Origin of the sequence: Streptomyces griseocarneus, from assembly GCF_014655595.1 — a bacterium.
In the GTDB taxonomy this organism is placed as follows: domain Bacteria; phylum Actinomycetota; class Actinomycetes; order Streptomycetales; family Streptomycetaceae; genus Streptomyces; species Streptomyces griseocarneus.
The window spans coordinates 126,020-141,903 of the sequence record NZ_BNBL01000003.1 but is presented as its reverse complement, the minus strand read 5'-3'; the positions used below and the strand labels follow the sequence as shown (position 1 = coordinate 141,903).

Genomic DNA, 15,884 nt, shown 5'->3' with positions numbered 1-15,884 from the left:
GGTACCTGGGGCGACACTTGTCCGGCCCCCGGGTGAGCAGCAGACCCGCAGCAGCTTCCAGGTCCCAACAGAAGGGTGTCCGAGTGTCCCGCCGCAGAATCGGCTTCTGGTACCGCTTTACGGCGGTGTTGGCAAAACCGCCACTCGTGGTTCTGTTCAAGCGGGACTGGCGGGGAATGGAGCACATTCCGGCCGACGGCGGATTCATCACCGCGGTCAACCACAACTCCTATCTGGACCCGTTGTCGTACGCCCACTTCCAGTACAACACCGGGCGCGTCCCCCGCTTCCTGGCCAAGGCCGGCCTCTTCAAGGGCAGCTTCGTCGGCGCCATCCTGCGCGGCACCGGGCAGATTCCCGTCTACCGCGAATCGGCCGACGCAGCCGCCGCCTTCCGGGCCGCCGTGGACGCCATCAACAAGGGCGAGTGCGTTGCCTTCTACCCCGAGGGCACCCTCACCCGCGATCCGGACATGTGGCCCATGGAGGGCAAGACGGGCGCCGCCCGCGTCGCCCTGCTCACCAAGGCCCCCGTCATCCCGGTCGCCCAGTGGGGCGCCAACGAGGCCATGCCGCCCTACGCCAAGGAGAACAAGCTCCGGCTGTTCCCCCGCAAGACCCTCAAGGTGCTCGCGGGCCCGCCCGTCGACCTCTCCGCCTACTACGGCAAGGAACCCACCGCCGAGGTGCTGCGCGAGGTCACCGACGTCATCATGCGGGCGATCACCGACCTCCTCGCCGAACTCCGCGGCGAGCCCGCTCCCGCCGAGCCGTACAACCACAAGAAGGCCCGCACCGCGGCCCGCCGGCAGCAGACGGCGGCCGGAAGCGCGGCGTCGGCCGAGGAGGACAGCAAGTGACGCGCGTCGCCGTCTACGGCACCGGATCCTGGGGCACCGCCTTCGCGATGGTCCTCGCCGACGCCGGGTGCGAGGTGACCATGTGGGGCCGCCGCGCCGCCCTCGTGGACGCCGTCAACACCGGGCGCACCAACCCCGACTACCTCCCGGGCGTCGAGCTCCCCGCGGCCGTGCGGGCCACCACCGACCCCGCCGAGGCCGCCGACGGCGCGGCGTTCGCCGTCCTCGCCGTCCCCTCCCAGACCCTGCGCGGCAACCTCACCGAGTGGGCGCCCCTGCTGCCGGCCGACACCGTCCTCGTGTCCCTGATGAAGGGCATCGAACTGGGCACGGCCAAGCGGATGAGCGAGGTGATCGAGGAGGTCGCCAAGGTCTCCCCGGACCGCGTAGCCGTCCTCACCGGCCCCAACCTGGCCAAGGAGATCGCGGCCCGGCAGCCCGCCGCCGCCGTCGTGGCCTGCCGCGACGAGTCCGTGGCCAAGCGCCTGCAGGCCGCCTGCCACACCCCCTACTTCCGCCCCTACACCAACACCGACGTCGTCGGCTGCGAACTGGGCGGCGCCGTCAAGAACGTCATCGCCCTGGCCGTGGGCATCGCCGACGGCATGGGGCTCGGCGACAACGCCAAGGCCTCCCTCATCACCCGCGGCCTGGCCGAGACGACCCGGCTGGGCCTGGCCATGGGGGCCGACGCGCACACCTTCGCCGGCCTCGCGGGCATGGGCGACCTCGTCGCCACCTGCGCCTCGCCGCTCTCCCGCAACCGCACCTTCGGTGCCTGCCTGGGCCGCGGCATGACCCTCGACGAGACCATCGCGGTCACCAAGCAGACCGCCGAGGGCGTCAAGTCCTGTGAGTCCGTGCTCGATCTGGCCCGACGCCATCATGTCGACATGCCGATCACGGAGACCGTCGTGGACATCGTGCACGAGGGCAAGCCGCCCCTGGTGGCCCTCAAGGAACTCATGTCGCGCAGCGCCAAGGCCGAGCGGCACTGACGCACCCGCTGCCAGCAGGTACTCTCGACGCGATATGAGCAGCGAGACCTCCACCCAGAGCCCTGACCGGAAGCCGCGTGTCGCGGTCGTCTTCGGCGGCCGCAGTTCCGAACACGCCATCTCCGTGGTCACCGCGGGCGCCGTCCTGCGCGCCATCGACCGCACCAAGTACGAGGTGCTGCCGATCGGCATTACCACCGACGGCCGTTGGGCGCTGACCGCGGACGATCCCGAGCGGATGGCCATCGCCGGGCGCGAGCTGCCCAGCGTCGAGGACCTCGTGGAGTCGGCCGACGGCGGCGTCCTGCTGCCCGTCACCCCCGCCAGCCGCGAGGTCGTCTACACCGAGCCGGGCGCCGTGCCCAAGGCGCTGGGCGAGGTCGACGTCGTCTTCCCCGTGCTGCACGGCCCCTACGGCGAGGACGGCACCCTCCAGGGCATGCTGGAGCTGGCCGGCATCCCCTACGTCGGCGCGGGCGTCCTGGCCTCCGCCGTCGGCCAGGACAAGGAGTACATGAAGCGGGTCTTCATCTCCTTCGGGCTGCCCGTCGGCCCGTACGAGGTGATCCGCCCGCGTGAGTGGCAGGCCGACCCGGCCGCCGCCCGCAAGAAGATCGTGGACTTCGCCGGCGAGCACGGCTGGCCGCTCTTCGTGAAGCCCGCCCGGGCCGGCTCCTCCATGGGCATCACCAAGGTCGACGACCTCTCCGGCCTGGACGAGGCCATCGCCGAGGCGCAGCGCCACGACCCGAAGATCCTGGTCGAATCGTTGCTGCGCGGCCGCGAGATCGAGTGCGGCGTGCTCGAGTTCGAGGACGGCCCGCGCGCCAGCGTGCCCGCCGAGATCCCCCCGGTCTCCGCGCACGACTTCTACGACTTCGAGGCCAAGTACATCGACTCCGCCTCCGGCATCGTGCCCGCCCCGATCGGCGAGGACGCGACCCGGCGGATCCAGGAGCTGGCCGTGGCGGCCTTCGAGGCGGCCTCCTGCGAGGGACTGGTCCGCGCGGACTTCTTCCTCACCGAGGACGGCGAGTTCGTGATCAACGAGATCAACACCATGCCCGGCTTCACCCCCATCTCCATGTACCCGCGCATGTGGCAGGAGACCGGCGTGGAGTACCCCGAGCTGGTCGACCGCCTCCTGCAGGCCGCCCTGCGCCGCCCCACGGGCCTGCGCTAGGGCAGGACGCCCACAGGGACCGTCTTCCGGACGGCGCCGGCGAGATCGGTCAGCGCACTGATGTCGCCGGCGTCGCCCACCACCTGCTTGGGCAGCGTCACCTCGACCCACGCCTGCCGCAGCGTCGTGGTGCACCGGACGCTGCCGTCCGGCTGCCTCTCGGGCAGCCAGCCGACTCCGTCGACCTCCACCGAATCGGCCGTGGGGTTGTAGTGTTCGGTGCCGGGCGTAAGGATCTTGGGACGCCCCACCCCGCAGCGCAGCGAGATCGCCGGGTCACCCCACACGGCGGTGAAGTCGGAGACCGGATCGGTGGCACGCCGCTTCCGGCCGTCCACGGTTTCGGGCAACTCCTCGTGCAGCGCCCGGCAGAGTCCGGCCTGCCGCGCCGACGGCGTGGGCACCGCCGGGCTCGCCTTGCCGTCCGGGGCCGAACAGGCCACGGACGCGCACAGCAGGGCGAGAGCGGGCAGGCCGAGGGGCCGGCGAAGCGAAGTCTTCACCGGCCGAGCATACGGGGGAGCTAGATATGGACGACCGGGCAGGTCAGGGTGCGGGTGATGCCCTCCACCTTCTGGACCTTGGCGACCACCATCCGGCCGAGCTCGTCCACGGTGTCCGCCTGGGCGCGCACGATCACGTCGTACGGCCCGGTGACGTCCTCGGCCTGAATCACTCCCTCGATCTTTCCGATGACTTCGGCCACGGTCGACGCCTTGCCGACCTCGGTCTGGATCAGGATGTACGCCTGTACCACGGAACCTCCAGGGCGGCTACGAGGATCATGTGGGGAGAAGAGACGCCACGGTACCGCGTCGTCGCACGGTGCGGGGAGACCCGCGCGGCCTGCGCGGCGCGGAACACGTCACGATCAGGGCAACCGACACTCCGAGGAGGAGCTCAGTGAAAGGCACCGTGGGCGAGTTGGGGGAGTTCGGGCTCATCAGAGAGCTGACCTCCCGGCTCACCACCACCCCGGCGGTCCGTCTCGGGCCGGGTGACGACGCCGCGGTGGTCGCCGCGCCCGACCGGAGGGTCGTGGCCAGTACGGACGTGCTCCTGGAGGGCCGGCACTTCCGCCGCGACTGGTCCACGGCCTACGACGTGGGCCGCAAGGCCGCGGCCCAGAACCTCGCCGACATCGCCGCCATGGGCGCCGTCCCCACGGCCGTCCTGCTCGCCCTCGTCGTACCCGCCGAGCTCCCCGCCACCTGGCCGACCGAGCTGATGGACGGCATCCGCGACGAGTGCCAGGTCGCCGGCGCGGCCGTGGTCGGCGGGGACGTGGTCCGCGGCGAGACGATCACCGTGGCCATCACGGCCCTCGGCGACCTGCGCAACCACGAGCCGGTCACCCGCTCCGGCGCCCGGGCCGGCGACGTCGTCGCCGTCACCGGCTGGCTGGGCTGGTCCGCGGCCGGCCTCGCCGTGCTCTCGCGCGGCTTCCGCTCGCCGCGCGCCTTCGTCGAGGCGCACCGCCGCCCGGAACCGCCGTACCACGCGGGCCCGGCCGCCGCCGCGCTCGGCGCCACGGCCATGACCGACGTCAGCGACGGCCTCATCGCCGACCTCGGGCACATCGCCGAGGCCAGCAAGGTCCGCATCGACCTGCGCACGGCCGCCATCGACGTGCCCACGCAGATGTACGACATCGGCCAGGCCGTCGGCGTCGACCCCCTGCAGTGGGTGCTCACCGGGGGAGAGGACCACGCCATCGTCGCCACCTTCCCGCCGGACGTGAAGCTGCCCGCCCGCTGGAAGATCATCGGCGAGGTGGTCAACCCCTCCGCCCTGCCCCAGGTGACCGTCGACGGCGCGCCCTGGGACAAGGCGGGCGGCTGGGACCACTTCGGGGATCTCGAGCCCGAGGAGTAGGGCCCACGCCCCTCGCCCGGGGCGTGCGCACGGCGGGTAGATTCGGCGCCATGCCGATACCCCCACGCGTGCTGACCGTCGCCGGCTCCGACTCCGGCGGCGGTGCGGGCGTCCAGGCCGACCTCAAGACCATGCTCGCCCTCGGCACGCACGGCATGAGCGTGCTCACCGCCGTCACCGCCCAGAACTCCCTGGGCGTCCAGGGCGCCTGGGAACTGCCGGCGGAAGCGGTACGGGCCCAGTTCCGCAGCGTCGTCGACGACATCGGCGTCCAGGCCGTCAAGACCGGCATGCTGGCCTCGGCCGAGCTGGTGGAGACCGTGGCAGGCCTGCTCGCCGGCGTGCACGTCCCCGTGGTCGTCGACCCGGTCGGCGTCTCCAAGCACGGCGACGCCCTGCTGGCCGCCTCCGCGCTCGAGGCGGTCCGTACGCGCCTGCTGCCCGCCGCGACGGTCGCCACACCCAACCTGGACGAGGTCGCCTGGCTGACGGGCGTCCAGGTGGCCCGCGAGGCCGATCTGCGGACGGCGGCGGAGGCGGTGCTCTCCTACGGCCCCCGCTGGGCGCTCATCAAGGGCGGCCACCTCGAGGGGGACGCGGTCGACCTGCTCACCGACGGCACCGAGGAGCACTGGCTGCGCGCGCCGCGCCACGACAACCGCCACACCCACGGCACCGGCTGCACCCTGGCCTCCGCCATCGCCGCCGGCCTGGCCAAGGGGGCGCCGGTGCCGGACGCCGTCGCGGCCGCCAAGGAGTACGTGACCGGAGCGATCGCTGCGGGCTTCGCGCTCGGCGGCGGGATCGGGCCGGTGGACCACGGGTGGGCGCTGCGGCGCTGACCCGCCGGGCCCCGGGCTCCCGGGGCTTTTCGGTCCCTTCCGGGCCCGTCCAGGTCTTTTCGGGCATGCAAAAAGCCGGCCACCCGTAGGGGACCGGCTTTCAAGGTGCGGCGAGGCTGCCGCGCTACTAGCTAGTTAGCGCGAGACCTTGCCGGCCTTGATGCACGAGGTGCAGACATTGAGGCGCTTCGGCGTCCGACCGACCACGGCACGCACGCGCTGGATGTTCGGGTTCCAGCGACGGGACGTACGGCGGTGCGAGTGCGAAATGTTGTTGCCGAAGCCCGGCCCCTTGCCGCAGACGTCGCAGTTGGCAGCCACGGGTCACTCCAAAGACTTCAGATGCACTTACGGGAAATCCCGGCGTGCCGGGTCGTAGGTGACTGGCTTGCCAGGGGGATGGCCTGATTCTCATCAGGCAACCGGAGCAGCATACAACGACCGCTCCTGGACAACGAAACTACCATGACCGGCCCGGACCCCGCCCGGCCCGCCCTCCGGAACGCCGTGCCGGACTACTCTGCTCCAGCACCGCCCGCAGCCTTGAGGAGGACCCACGTGCCGCACCCGCTGGACGCCGATGCGGTACGGACCTGGTGCGCGCTCGCGCTCGACGCGCTCGGCCGGGCCCGCGAGGAGATCGACGCGATCAACGTCTATCCCGTGGCGGACGGCGACACCGGCACCAACCTCTACCTGACCGTCGAATCCGCCGCCCGCGCCGTCGACGCGGTCTTCGACGGCCACGCCACCACCGGCCCGGATTCCCGCCCCGGCCTCGCCGAGGCCGTCCGTGCCATGGCCCACGGCGCGCTCATAGGCGCCCGCGGCAACTCCGGCACCATCCTCGCCCAGCTGCTGCGCGGCATGGCCGAGGTCCTCGCGGCGACGGGTGACGAAGACCACCGCGAGAGCGGCGCCGTGCTCCTGCGGCGGGCCCTGCGCCGCGCCGTGGAGTCCGCGTACGAAGGCGTGGCCCGGCCCGTCGAGGGCACCGTCCTGACCGTCGCCGCCGCTGCCGCCGACGCCGCCTCGGCCGCCGGCGGGGATGCCGCCGCCGTCGCCCGCGCCGCCCACGAGAGGGCCCGTACCGCCCTCGCGGCCACCCCCGGCCAGCTGGAGGTCCTGGGCCGGGCCGGCGTGGTCGACGCGGGAGGCAAGGGCCTGGTCGAGGTCCTGGGGGCGCTCGCCGCCGCCCTGTCCGGCGCGACCGCGAGCCCCGAGGCGGCGGCCGCCGCGCCGCCCGCCACGCGCGCGTGGCAGGCCGAAGGCTGCCCCGCCGACCTCGGCGACGCCACGCCATCGGGCGGGGGCCCGGCCTTCGAGGTGATCTACCTGCTGGACGCCGACGACGCCGCCGTCGCCCGCCTGCGCACCCGGCTCGACGCGCTGGGCGAGTCGCTCGTGGTGGTCGGCGGCGACGGCCTGTGGAACGTCCACGTGCACGTCGACGACGCCGGGGCCGCCGTCGAGGCGGGCATCGACGCCGGGCGCCCGCACCGCATCCGCATCACCCACTTCGGCGCGGCCGACGAGGAGCGCACCCGCGTGCGCGAGCCCGCGCAGCGCGCCGTCGTCGCGCTCGTCCCCGGCGAGGGACTGGCCGGCCTGTGCGCGGAGGCCGGGGCGACGGTCGTGGCCGTACGGCCGGGCGAGCCGCCCGCCAGCGGGGAGCTCGTCGAGGCGATCCGGCGCGCGCACGCCCGCGAGGTCGTCCTGCTGCCCAACGACGCCGACCTGCGGCACACCGCCGCCGCGGCGGCCGAGCAGGCCCGCGCCGAGGGCGTACGCGTCGCCCTGATCCCCACCCGCTCCCCGGTCCAGGGCATCGCCGCCCTCGCCGTCCACGAGAACGCCCGGCGCTTCGACGAGGACGTCGTCGCCATGACCTCCGCCGCCGGCGCCACCCGCTACGCCGAGCTGACCGTCGCCGAACGGCAGTCCTGGACCATGGCGGGCGTCTGCCAGGCCGGGGACGTCCTCGGCCTGATCGACGGCGACGTGGCCGTCATCGGGACCGACCTCGCCGAGACCGCCGGAACCGTGCTGGACCGCATGCTGGCCGCGGGCGGCGAGATGGTCACCCTCGTCCTCGGCGAGGGGGTCCCCGACGCCGTCGCCGACCGCCTGCGCCGGCACGTGCGCCGCGCCCACCTGGCCGTGGACACGGTGGTCTACCACGGCGGACAGCGGTCCGCGCCGCTGCTCATCGGCATCGAATAGGCCGCGTTGTCAGCGGCGTGGTGTGCAATGGACCCGTGCCCGCGCTCCAGGAACCTCTGAAGAAGACGCTCGGCGGCAACACCGCGAAGGTGCTGGCCGAGCACCTCGACCTGCACACGGTCGGCGACCTGCTGCACCACTACCCGCGCCGCTACGCCGAGCGCGGCGAGCTGACCCGTCTCGCGGACCTGCCGCTGGACGAGCACGTCACCGTCGTCGCCCAGGTCTCCGACGCCCGTGTGCACAAGTTCAACAACGGCAGGGGCCAGCGCCTGGAGGTGACGCTGTCCGACGGCAGCGGCCGGCTGCAGCTGGTCTTCTTCGGCCGGTCGATCTACCACCACCAGAAAGAGCTCGTCCCCGGCCGCCGCGGCATGTTCGCGGGCAAGGTCGGCACGTTCCGCAACGTCCGGCAGCTGTCCCACCCCGCGTACGAGATGCTCGGCAAGGACAGCGGCGCGGACGCCGTCGAGGCGTGGGCCAACCAGCTGATCCCGCTCTACCCCGCCTGCTCGCAGATGGAGTCCTGGAAGATCTCCAACTGCCTCGACGTGGTGCTGGCCTCCATGGAGGCCGCCGGCTGGGGCGAGGTGGTGGACCCGCTGCCGGACGCGCTGCGCGAGGGACGGGGCCTGCTGCCGCTGCCCGAGGCGTTCCGCAAGGTCCACCGGCCGCGCACCAAGGCGGACATCGAGGACGCCCGGCAGCGGCTGAAGTGGGACGAGGCGTTCGTCCTGCAGGTCGCCCTCGCCCGCCGCCGGCACGCCGACTCCCAGCTGCCGGCCGTGCCGCGCAAGCCGGCCGCCGGCGGGCTGCTCGACGCCTTCGACGCCCGGCTGCCCTTCACCCTCACCGAGGGCCAGGAGAAGGTCTCCGCCGAGATCTTCGACGATCTCGCCACCGAACACCCCATGCACCGCCTGCTGCAGGGCGAAGTGGGCTCGGGCAAGACCATGGTCGCCCTGCGCGCCATGCTCGGCGTCGTGGACGCGGGCGGCCAGGCCGCGATGCTCGCCCCCACCGAGGTGCTCGCCCAGCAGCACCACCGGTCGATCACCGAGATGATGGGCGACCTCGCCGAGGGCGGCATGCTCGGCGGCGCCGACCAGGGCACCAAGGTGGTGCTGCTCACCGGCTCCATGGGCGCGGCGGCCCGCCGGCACGCGCTGCTGGATCTGGTCACGGGCGAGGCGGGCATCGTCGTCGGCACCCACGCCCTCATCGAGGACAAGGTCCAGTTCCACGACCTGGGCCTGGTCGTGGTCGACGAACAGCACCGCTTCGGCGTCGAGCAGCGCGACGCCCTGCGCTCGAAGGGCAAGCAGCCGCCCCACCTGCTGGTGATGACCGCGACGCCGATCCCGCGCACGGTCGCGATGACCGTCTTCGGCGACCTCGAGACGTCGGTGCTGGACCAGCTGCCCGCCGGCCGCTCGCCCATCGCCACCCACGTGGTGCCCGCCCGGGACAAGCCGCACTTCCTCGCCCGGACCTGGGAGCGGGTCCGCGAGGAGGTCGAGGGCGGCCACCAGGCGTACGTGGTCTGCCCGCGCATCGGCGACGAGGAGGACACTCCCAAGGCCCGGAAGAAGACCGCCGCCCAGGAGGCCGAGGGCGAGCGGCGGCCGCCGCTGGCGGTCCTGGACGTCGCCGGGCAGCTCGCCGCCGGCCCGCTGGCCGGGCTGCGGGTGGAGGTGCTGCACGGGCGGATGCAGCCCGAGGCCAAGGACGACGTCATGCGCCGCTTCGCGGCCGGCGAGGTGGACGTCCTGGTCGCCACGACCGTCATCGAGGTGGGCGTGAACGTGCCCAACTCCACCGTGATGGTGATCATGGACGCCGACCGGTTCGGCGTCTCCCAGCTGCACCAGCTGCGCGGCCGGGTGGGCCGAGGCTCGGCCCCGGGGCTGTGCCTGCTGGTCAGCGAGGCGTTCGAGGCGTCTCCCGCGCGGGCCCGGCTCGGCGCGGTCGCCGCGACCCTCGACGGCTTCGAGCTCTCCCGCATCGACCTCGAGCAGCGCCGCGAGGGCGACGTGCTGGGCCAGGCGCAGTCCGGCGTGCGCTCCAGCCTGCGCATGCTCGCCGTCATCGACGACGAGGACGTCATCGTGGCGGCCCGCGAGGAGGCCGCGGCGGTCGTCGCCGCCGATCCCGAGCTGGAGCGGCTGCCCGAGCTGCGCACCGCGCTGGACGCGTTGCTGGACAAGGAGCGGGAGGAGTTCCTGGACAAGGGCTGAAGGCCCGGCCCGCGGGGACGGCGCGCGGCCAACGGCATACGCTTTCCGGGGGCGGCCCCGCCGCCCCGTCCCACGACACCGCGAAGGACTCCGAGACCCATGACCCGCGTGATCGCCGGCGCCGCCGGCGGACGCCGCCTGGCCGTGCCGCCCGGCACCGGCACCCGCCCCACCTCCGACCGGGCGCGCGAGGGCCTGTTCTCCACCTGGGAGTCCTTCCTGGGCACGCTGGACGGCGCCCGCGTCCTGGACCTCTACGGCGGCTCGGGCGCGGTCGGCCTGGAGGCGCTCTCGCGCGGCGCCGGGCACGTGCTGCTGGTGGAGGCCGACGCCCGCGCGGTCCGGGTCATCCGCGACAACGTGCGCGCGGTGGGCCTGCCGGGCGCGGAGGTGCGCACGGGCAAGGCGGAGCAGGTCATCGCCGGGGCGCCGCCGGCCGGCCCGTACGACGTGGTCTTCCTGGACCCGCCCTACGTCGTCGGCGACGACGCCCTGCGCGAGATCCTGCTCACACTCCGCACCCGGGGCTGGCTCGCCGACGAGGCACTGGTCACCGTGGAGCGCAGCACCCGCGGCGGGGAATTCGGCTGGCCGGAGGGCTTCGACGCCCTGAGGGCCCGTCGTTACGGCGAGGGGACGCTTTGGTACGGTCGCGCCGCCTCGGCGTGCACCGCCGGATCGGGATCGGGCACGTCATGAATGGACCGGAGAGCGAGGAACCACCGTTGCGCCGCGCCGTCTGTCCGGGGTCGTTCGACCCCGTCACCAATGGACACCTCGACATCATCGCCCGCGCGTCCAGGCTGTACGACGTCGTGCACGTCGCGGTGATGATCAACAAGTCGAAGCAGGGCCTGTTCACCGTCGACGAGCGGATAGAGCTGCTGCGGCAGGTCACCGCCGAGTACGGCAACGTGAAGGTCGAGTCCTTCCACGGCCTGCTCGTCGACTTCTGCAAGCAGCGCGACATCCCCGCGATCGTCAAGGGCCTGCGGGCGGTCAGCGACTTCGACTACGAGCTGCAGATGGCCCAGATGAACAACGGCCTCTCCGGCGTCGAGACGCTGTTCGTGCCGACCAACCCCACCTACAGCTTCCTGTCCTCGAGCCTGGTCAAGGAGGTCGCGGCCTGGGGCGGGGACGTCTCCCACCTGGTGCCGCCGCTGGTGCTCGAGGCGCTGAACGAGCGGCTCGAGAAGCGGTAGTCAACTGACGCTTCGTCAGTTGCTGCCGGGCGCGGCCCGCCGGCCCTACAGTCGTCCCGTTCGTGCCGTCGGCCCCGAGAGAGTGGCGAGCGTCACCGTGGACGTGCAGAAGAAGCTCGACGAGATCGTCACGACCGTCGCCGCTGCCCGCGCCCTGCCCATGTCGGCCTCCTGCGTCCTCAACCGCGCCGAGCTGCTCGCCCGGCTGGAGGAGATGCGGGCCGCCCTGCCCGGCGCCCTGGCCCAGGCGGAGGAGGTCATCGGCGGCCGGGAGCGGATGGTCGCCGACGCCCGGGCCGAGGCCGAGCGGATCCTGCGGGCCGCCCGCGCCCAGCGCGGCTCGCTGATCTCCGACACGGAGGTCGCCCGCGAGGCCCGTCAGGAGGCCACGCGCATCCTCGAGGACGCCCGCCGCGAGGCCGCCGCCATCCGCGCGGGGGCCGACGACTACGTCGACAGCAAGCTCGCCAACTTCGAGGTCGTCCTCACCAAGACCATCGGCTCGGTCGACCGCGGCCGCGAGAAGCTGCTCGGCCTCGCGCCCGGCGACCCGGCGGGCGACCACCGCGCGGACGACGCCCCCGGGCGCGCCGCCGACCCCGCAAGGCGGCGCCGCGACGCCGACGCCTACGTGGACGCCAAGCTGGGGACCGTCTCGGCCGTGCTGGCCGGCACGCTGGAGGCGGTCGGCCGCGGGCGGGAGAAGCTGCTCGCCGGTCGCCCCGTGGACGAGCTGGCGGCGCACATGGCCGCCCAGGAGCGCCTGCCCGGCGGGCCCCCCGCCAGTGACGCCGACTTCCTCGCGGGCCTCGCCGCCCCCCAGGAGCCCGCCGCGTCCCCTCAGGAGGACCGGACCGGCGACTGGGGCGACTACGCCGCCCCGGCCGCGGAGTACGGCGCGGGGCAGGACGCGTACGGCGCCCCCCAGCCGTACCCGCCGCAGCTGGACCCCTACGCGGTGCCCGGCGGCTACCCCCAGCAGCCCGACCCGTACGCCTGGCCGGCCCAGGACCCCGCGCACCAGCAGTACCAGGCGCAACCGCAGACGGCCGCGCTCGACGAGACGAGCCTCTTCGACACCGGAATGATCGACCTCGACCGGCTCCGGCAGTACGAGCAGGGGCGCTGACCGCCCCCTTTCCCCCGTGCAGGGGGGTGCGGATTGGGACCACGGCGGCCCGTCCAGTATCCTGGCTCTTCGGTCGCGTGTACGTCCGCGATCCAGGCTGCCCGCCGCGCTCCACGAGCACGGGGGCGCCGTCACCGCAGCGTAGAAAGCAGGAAGCCCTGAACGCCCGCCTTGATCCCCGCAACCCTCTCGTGTTCGATACACGCGAGCTGGGCCGGCGACCCGGCGCGCTGAAGCGGATCTCCCGCTCCGTCCCGGCCCCCACGGACCTCGGCATCGAGGTCATCGGAGTGCCCGAGAACGCCGCGGTGGAGCTCGACCTCCGCCTCGAGTCGGTCATGGAAGGGGTGCTTGTCACAGGCACCGCCCGTGCGCCGCTCACCGGGGAGTGCGTAAGGTGTCTGGAGCCGCTGGAGCACGAGCTCGAAGCGGACTTCCAGGAGATGTACTCCTACCCCGACGCCGACGCCCGGGGCCGCATCGCGGCCGCGGACGACGACGCCGAGGACGACGAGGAGGACATGCTCTTCCTCGAGGACGACATGTTCGACCTCGAACCCGTGCTGCGGGACGCGGTGGTGCTCTCACTGCCGCTGCAGCCGGTGTGCCAGGAAGACTGCCCCGGCCTGTGCTCCGAGTGCGGAGCGCGGCTGGCGGACGACCCGGACCACCACCACGACGCCGTCGACATCCGTTGGGCGGCACTGCAGGGACTCGCCGGTTCCGACCAGGACGGCGAGAAGGACAACGCACCCCGTTCCGACGGGGATGACTCACAGGAGAAGTAGCCGTGGCTGTTCCGAAGCGGAAGATGTCGCGCAGCAACACGCGCCACCGCCGGTCGCAGTGGAAGGCTGCGGTCACCCCCCTGGTGGCGTGCGAGCGCTGCCACGAGCCGAAGCAGCAGCACATCGCGTGCCCCAGCTGCGGCACCTACAACAAGCGCCAGGTCCTCGCGGTCTGATCGGCGGGTGACAGGCTTCATGTCAGACGCCAGTACGCCGTCCCGCAGCCGCGGGCAAGAACCGGCGCCGACGGACACGGCCTCGTCTCACACGCTTCTGGAAGGGCGGCTCGGGTACAAACTCGAGACCGCCCTTCTGGTGCGTGCGCTGACGCACCGGTCCTATGCGTACGAGAACGGCGGGCTGCCCACCAACGAGCGGCTGGAGTTCCTCGGGGACTCCGTGCTCGGCCTGGTGGTCACCGACACGCTCTACCGCATCCACCCCGACCTGCCCGAGGGCCAGCTGGCCAAGCTGCGGGCCGCGGTGGTCAACTCCCGTGCACTGGCCGAGGTCGGCCGGGGCCTGGACCTGGGTGCCTTCATCCGGCTCGGCCGGGGCGAAGAGGGCACGGGCGGCCGCGACAAGGCGTCCATCCTCGCGGACACCCTGGAAGCGGTCATCGGTGCGGTCTACCTCGACCAGGGCCTCGATGCGGCCGCGGAGCTGGTGCACCGGCTCTTCGACCCGCTGATCGAGAAGTCCTCCAACCTCGGCGCCGGCCTGGACTGGAAGACCAGCCTCCAGGAGCTGACCGCCACGGAGGGCCTCGGGGTGCCGGAGTACCTGGTCTCCGAGACCGGTCCGGACCACGAGAAGACCTTCACGGCTGCTGCCCGCGTCGGTGGTGTCGCGTACGGCACCGGCACCGGCCGCAGCAAGAAGGAAGCGGAGCAGCAGGCGGCGGAGTCCGCCTGGCGCGCCATCAACAGCGCCGCGGAGGCGCGCGCGGCGGCCGCCAAGGCGGACGCCGAGGGCGCCGGCAACGCGCAGGGCGCGTCCCACTGACGCACCCTTTTTCAGCAACGTCTTCCGGGCGGTCCCGCACAGCGGGCCCGCCCGGACGTCGTGGACAACCCAAAGGAGTGCGGTGCCCGAGCTGCCCGAGGTCGAGGTCGTCCGCAGCGGTCTGGAACGCTGGGTCTGCGGCCGTACGGTCGCAGACGTCGAGGTGCTCCACCCCAGGGCCGTCCGCCGGCACCTCGCCGGCCCCGGCGACTTCGCCGCCCAGCTCGTCGGCCACCGGGTGGGCCCGGCCCGGCGCCGCGGCAAGTACCTGTGGCTGCCCGTCGAGCCCCTCGGCGCCTCGGCCGCCCCCGACCGCGCGATCCTCGCCCACCTGGGCATGAGCGGCCAACTGCTCGTCCAGCCCCAGGGTTCCCCCGACGAGAAGCACCTGCGCGTCCGCGTGCGCTTCGCCGACGCCCAGGCCACCGAGCTGCGCTTCGTGGACCAGCGCACCTTCGGCGGCCTCTCGCTGCACGAGACGGTGCCCGGCGACCCCGACGGCCTCCCGGACGTCATCGCCCACATCGCCCGCGACCCGCTCGACCCGGCCTTCGACGACGAGGCCTTCCACACCGCGCTGCGCCGGCGCCGCACGACGATCAAGCGCGCGCTGCTCGACCAGTCGCTGATCAGCGGCGTCGGCAACATCTACGCCGACGAGGCGCTGTGGCGCACCCGGCTGCACTACGACCGCCCCACCGCCTCGCTGACCCGCCCGCGCACTGCCGAGCTGCTGCTGCACATCCGCGAGGTCATGAACGAGGCGCTCGCCGCGGGCGGCACCAGCTTCGACAGCCTCTACGTCAACGTGAACGGCGAGTCGGGCTATTTCGACCGCTCGCTGGACGCCTACGGGCGTGAGGACGAGCCCTGCCGGCGCTGCGGTACGGCCATGCGCCGCCGCCCCTGGATGAACCGCTCCAGCTACTTCTGCCCGCGCTGCCAGCGCCCGCCGCGCGCCACGGCGTAGGTCGCCGCCGGCCGGTCACGGCGTACGCCCTTGCCCGCCGCCGGGCCGGTCAGGGCTGCTCGGCGTCGTAGGCCCGACGTGCCGTCAGGACCTCCGGCATCCGCTCCTCGACGAGCTCGATCAGTCCCATCAGCCGCTCGGTGATCTCCTGACCCATAGGGGTCAGGCGGTAGTCCACCCGGGGCGGGTTGGTGGGCTGGGCCTCGCGGTGCACCAGCCCGTCGCGCTCCAGCGCGTGCAGGGTCTGGGAGAGCATCTTCTCGCTGACGCCGTCGACGCGGCGGCGCAGCTCGTTGAAACGCAGTGTGTCCTCGCGCAGCGCGCCGAGCGTCAGCGCGCCCCAGCGCCCCGTGACATGCCCGAGGGTTTCGCGCGAGGGACAGCTGCGCGCGAAGACGTCGAAGGGCAACTGCTCGTCCGCGCCGCCGTCGCAGGCTTCCCCTGCCGTGCCGTGGGTCGTCATGTGAACACCATACTCCGGCACAGCGCTCTCTTCGGGATTGCGCTTTCCAAAAGTTAGTGCTTTCCTTTGGTCATCGCACTGCCCATCGGCTCTCCGAGGAGTTACC

The 15,884-nt window shown here is 73.0% G+C and carries 18 protein-coding genes; 14 read left to right on the top strand and 4 right to left on the bottom strand.

The annotated features are described in order from the left end of the window. Positions 1 to 83 precede the first annotated feature (83 nt). The 3 genes from IE295_RS09360 to IE295_RS09350 are packed head-to-tail and all read left to right on the top strand — an operon-like array spanning position 84 to position 3,041. A complete protein-coding gene (locus IE295_RS09360; protein WP_190063094.1) occupies positions 84 to 860 on the top strand; it encodes a lysophospholipid acyltransferase family protein in 777 nt (258 codons plus the stop codon). Next, positions 857 to 1,858, top strand: a complete 1,002-nt coding sequence (locus IE295_RS09355; protein WP_190063093.1) for an NAD(P)H-dependent glycerol-3-phosphate dehydrogenase — start codon at positions 857 to 859, stop codon at positions 1,856 to 1,858. The genes IE295_RS09360 and IE295_RS09355 overlap by 4 nt, the downstream gene beginning before the upstream one ends. 34 nt (positions 1,859 to 1,892) lie before the next feature. Beyond that, entirely contained in the window at positions 1,893 to 3,041 is a 1,149-nt protein-coding gene (locus tag IE295_RS09350) for a D-alanine--D-alanine ligase family protein (protein ID WP_190063092.1), read from the top strand. Here the strand turns inward: IE295_RS09350 and IE295_RS09345 are convergent. Both IE295_RS09345 and IE295_RS09340 read right to left on the bottom strand, forming a co-directional pair. Beyond that, positions 3,038 to 3,544, bottom strand: coding sequence for a DUF3515 domain-containing protein (locus IE295_RS09345; RefSeq protein ID WP_190063091.1), 507 nt, complete (start codon positions 3,542 to 3,544; stop codon positions 3,038 to 3,040). The two genes, IE295_RS09350 and IE295_RS09345, sit on opposite strands and share 4 nt — an antisense overlap. Positions 3,545 to 3,564: 20 nt before the next feature. Then, on the bottom strand, positions 3,565 to 3,798 hold the full coding sequence (locus IE295_RS09340) for an Lrp/AsnC ligand binding domain-containing protein (RefSeq protein WP_190063090.1): 234 nt from the start codon (positions 3,796 to 3,798) through the stop codon (positions 3,565 to 3,567). A gap of 146 nt (positions 3,799 to 3,944) precedes the next feature. On the opposite strand from IE295_RS09340, the gene IE295_RS09335 reads away from it, so the two are divergent. After that, complete coding sequence (locus IE295_RS09335) at positions 3,945 to 4,916, top strand: thiamine-phosphate kinase (protein ID WP_190063089.1); 972 nt, start codon at positions 3,945 to 3,947, stop codon at positions 4,914 to 4,916. A gap of 50 nt (positions 4,917 to 4,966) precedes the next feature. Continuing rightward, entirely contained in the window at positions 4,967 to 5,758 is a 792-nt protein-coding gene (gene thiD / locus IE295_RS09330; RefSeq protein ID WP_190063088.1) for a bifunctional hydroxymethylpyrimidine kinase/phosphomethylpyrimidine kinase, read from the top strand. A 135-nt stretch (positions 5,759 to 5,893) separates the two neighbouring features. Here the strand turns inward: thiD and rpmB are convergent, their stop codons facing one another. After that, entirely contained in the window at positions 5,894 to 6,079 is a 186-nt protein-coding gene (gene rpmB, locus IE295_RS09325; RefSeq protein WP_003957616.1) for a 50S ribosomal protein L28, read from the bottom strand. 237 nt (positions 6,080 to 6,316) lie between these two features. On the opposite strand from rpmB, the gene fakA reads away from it, so the two are divergent. The 9 genes from fakA (at position 6,317) to mutM (ending at position 15,315) form a co-directional block, all read left to right on the top strand. Next, positions 6,317 to 7,981 carry a DAK2 domain-containing protein gene (gene fakA, locus IE295_RS09320; RefSeq protein WP_224323536.1) on the top strand — a complete coding sequence of 555 codons (1,665 nt, stop codon included), beginning with the start codon at positions 6,317 to 6,319 and terminating at the stop codon, positions 7,979 to 7,981. A gap of 35 nt (positions 7,982 to 8,016) precedes the next feature. Further along, positions 8,017 to 10,218, top strand: a complete 2,202-nt coding sequence (gene recG / locus IE295_RS09315; RefSeq protein ID WP_190063086.1) for an ATP-dependent DNA helicase RecG — start codon at positions 8,017 to 8,019, stop codon at positions 10,216 to 10,218. A gap of 99 nt (positions 10,219 to 10,317) precedes the next feature. Further along, positions 10,318 to 10,917, top strand: a complete 600-nt coding sequence (gene rsmD, locus IE295_RS09310; protein WP_190063085.1) for a 16S rRNA (guanine(966)-N(2))-methyltransferase RsmD — start codon at positions 10,318 to 10,320, stop codon at positions 10,915 to 10,917. 26 nt (positions 10,918 to 10,943) lie between these two features. Then, a complete protein-coding gene (coaD, locus tag IE295_RS09305; protein WP_190063449.1) occupies positions 10,944 to 11,423 on the top strand; it encodes a pantetheine-phosphate adenylyltransferase in 480 nt (159 codons plus the stop codon). A 97-nt stretch (positions 11,424 to 11,520) separates the two neighbouring features. After that, positions 11,521 to 12,552, top strand: coding sequence for a cell division initiation protein (locus IE295_RS09300; RefSeq protein WP_190063448.1), 1,032 nt, complete (start codon positions 11,521 to 11,523; stop codon positions 12,550 to 12,552). Between the two features lie 191 nt (positions 12,553 to 12,743). After that, the gene (locus IE295_RS09295) at positions 12,744 to 13,340 is read left to right on the top strand and encodes a YceD family protein (protein ID WP_190063084.1); all 597 of its coding nucleotides are present in this window, start codon (positions 12,744 to 12,746) and stop codon (positions 13,338 to 13,340) included. Between the two features lie 2 nt (positions 13,341 to 13,342). Further along, positions 13,343 to 13,516 carry a 50S ribosomal protein L32 gene (rpmF, locus tag IE295_RS09290; RefSeq protein WP_086575354.1) on the top strand — a complete coding sequence of 58 codons (174 nt, stop codon included), beginning with the start codon at positions 13,343 to 13,345 and terminating at the stop codon, positions 13,514 to 13,516. 19 nt (positions 13,517 to 13,535) lie between these two features. Then, the gene (gene rnc / locus IE295_RS09285; protein ID WP_190063083.1) at positions 13,536 to 14,345 is read left to right on the top strand and encodes a ribonuclease III; all 810 of its coding nucleotides are present in this window, start codon (positions 13,536 to 13,538) and stop codon (positions 14,343 to 14,345) included. Positions 14,346 to 14,427: 82 nt separating this feature from the next. After that, positions 14,428 to 15,315: a bifunctional DNA-formamidopyrimidine glycosylase/DNA-(apurinic or apyrimidinic site) lyase gene (mutM, locus tag IE295_RS09280; RefSeq protein WP_190063082.1), complete on the top strand. Its 888-nt coding sequence runs from the start codon at positions 14,428 to 14,430 to the stop codon at positions 15,313 to 15,315. 49 nt (positions 15,316 to 15,364) lie between these two features. Here mutM and IE295_RS09275 read toward each other — a convergent pair whose 3' ends face one another. Continuing rightward, a complete protein-coding gene (locus IE295_RS09275; protein WP_190063081.1) occupies positions 15,365 to 15,778 on the bottom strand; it encodes a winged helix-turn-helix transcriptional regulator in 414 nt (137 codons plus the stop codon). Positions 15,779 to 15,884 lie beyond the last annotated feature (106 nt).

What these genes read in the sequence shown, in the direction of transcription:
- thiD (WP_190063088.1), top strand. Translation starts at nt 4,967, where the DNA reads ATGCCGATACCCCCACGCGTGCTGACCGTCGCCGGCTCCGACTCCGGC.
- IE295_RS09275 (WP_190063081.1), bottom strand. Translation starts at nt 15,778, where the DNA reads ATGACGACCCACGGCACGGCAGGGGAAGCCTGCGACGGCGGCGCGGAC.
- IE295_RS09350 (WP_190063092.1), top strand. Translation starts at nt 1,893, where the DNA reads ATGAGCAGCGAGACCTCCACCCAGAGCCCTGACCGGAAGCCGCGTGTC.
- rsmD (WP_190063085.1), top strand. Translation starts at nt 10,318, where the DNA reads ATGACCCGCGTGATCGCCGGCGCCGCCGGCGGACGCCGCCTGGCCGTG.
- rnc (WP_190063083.1), top strand. Translation starts at nt 13,536, where the DNA reads ATGTCAGACGCCAGTACGCCGTCCCGCAGCCGCGGGCAAGAACCGGCG.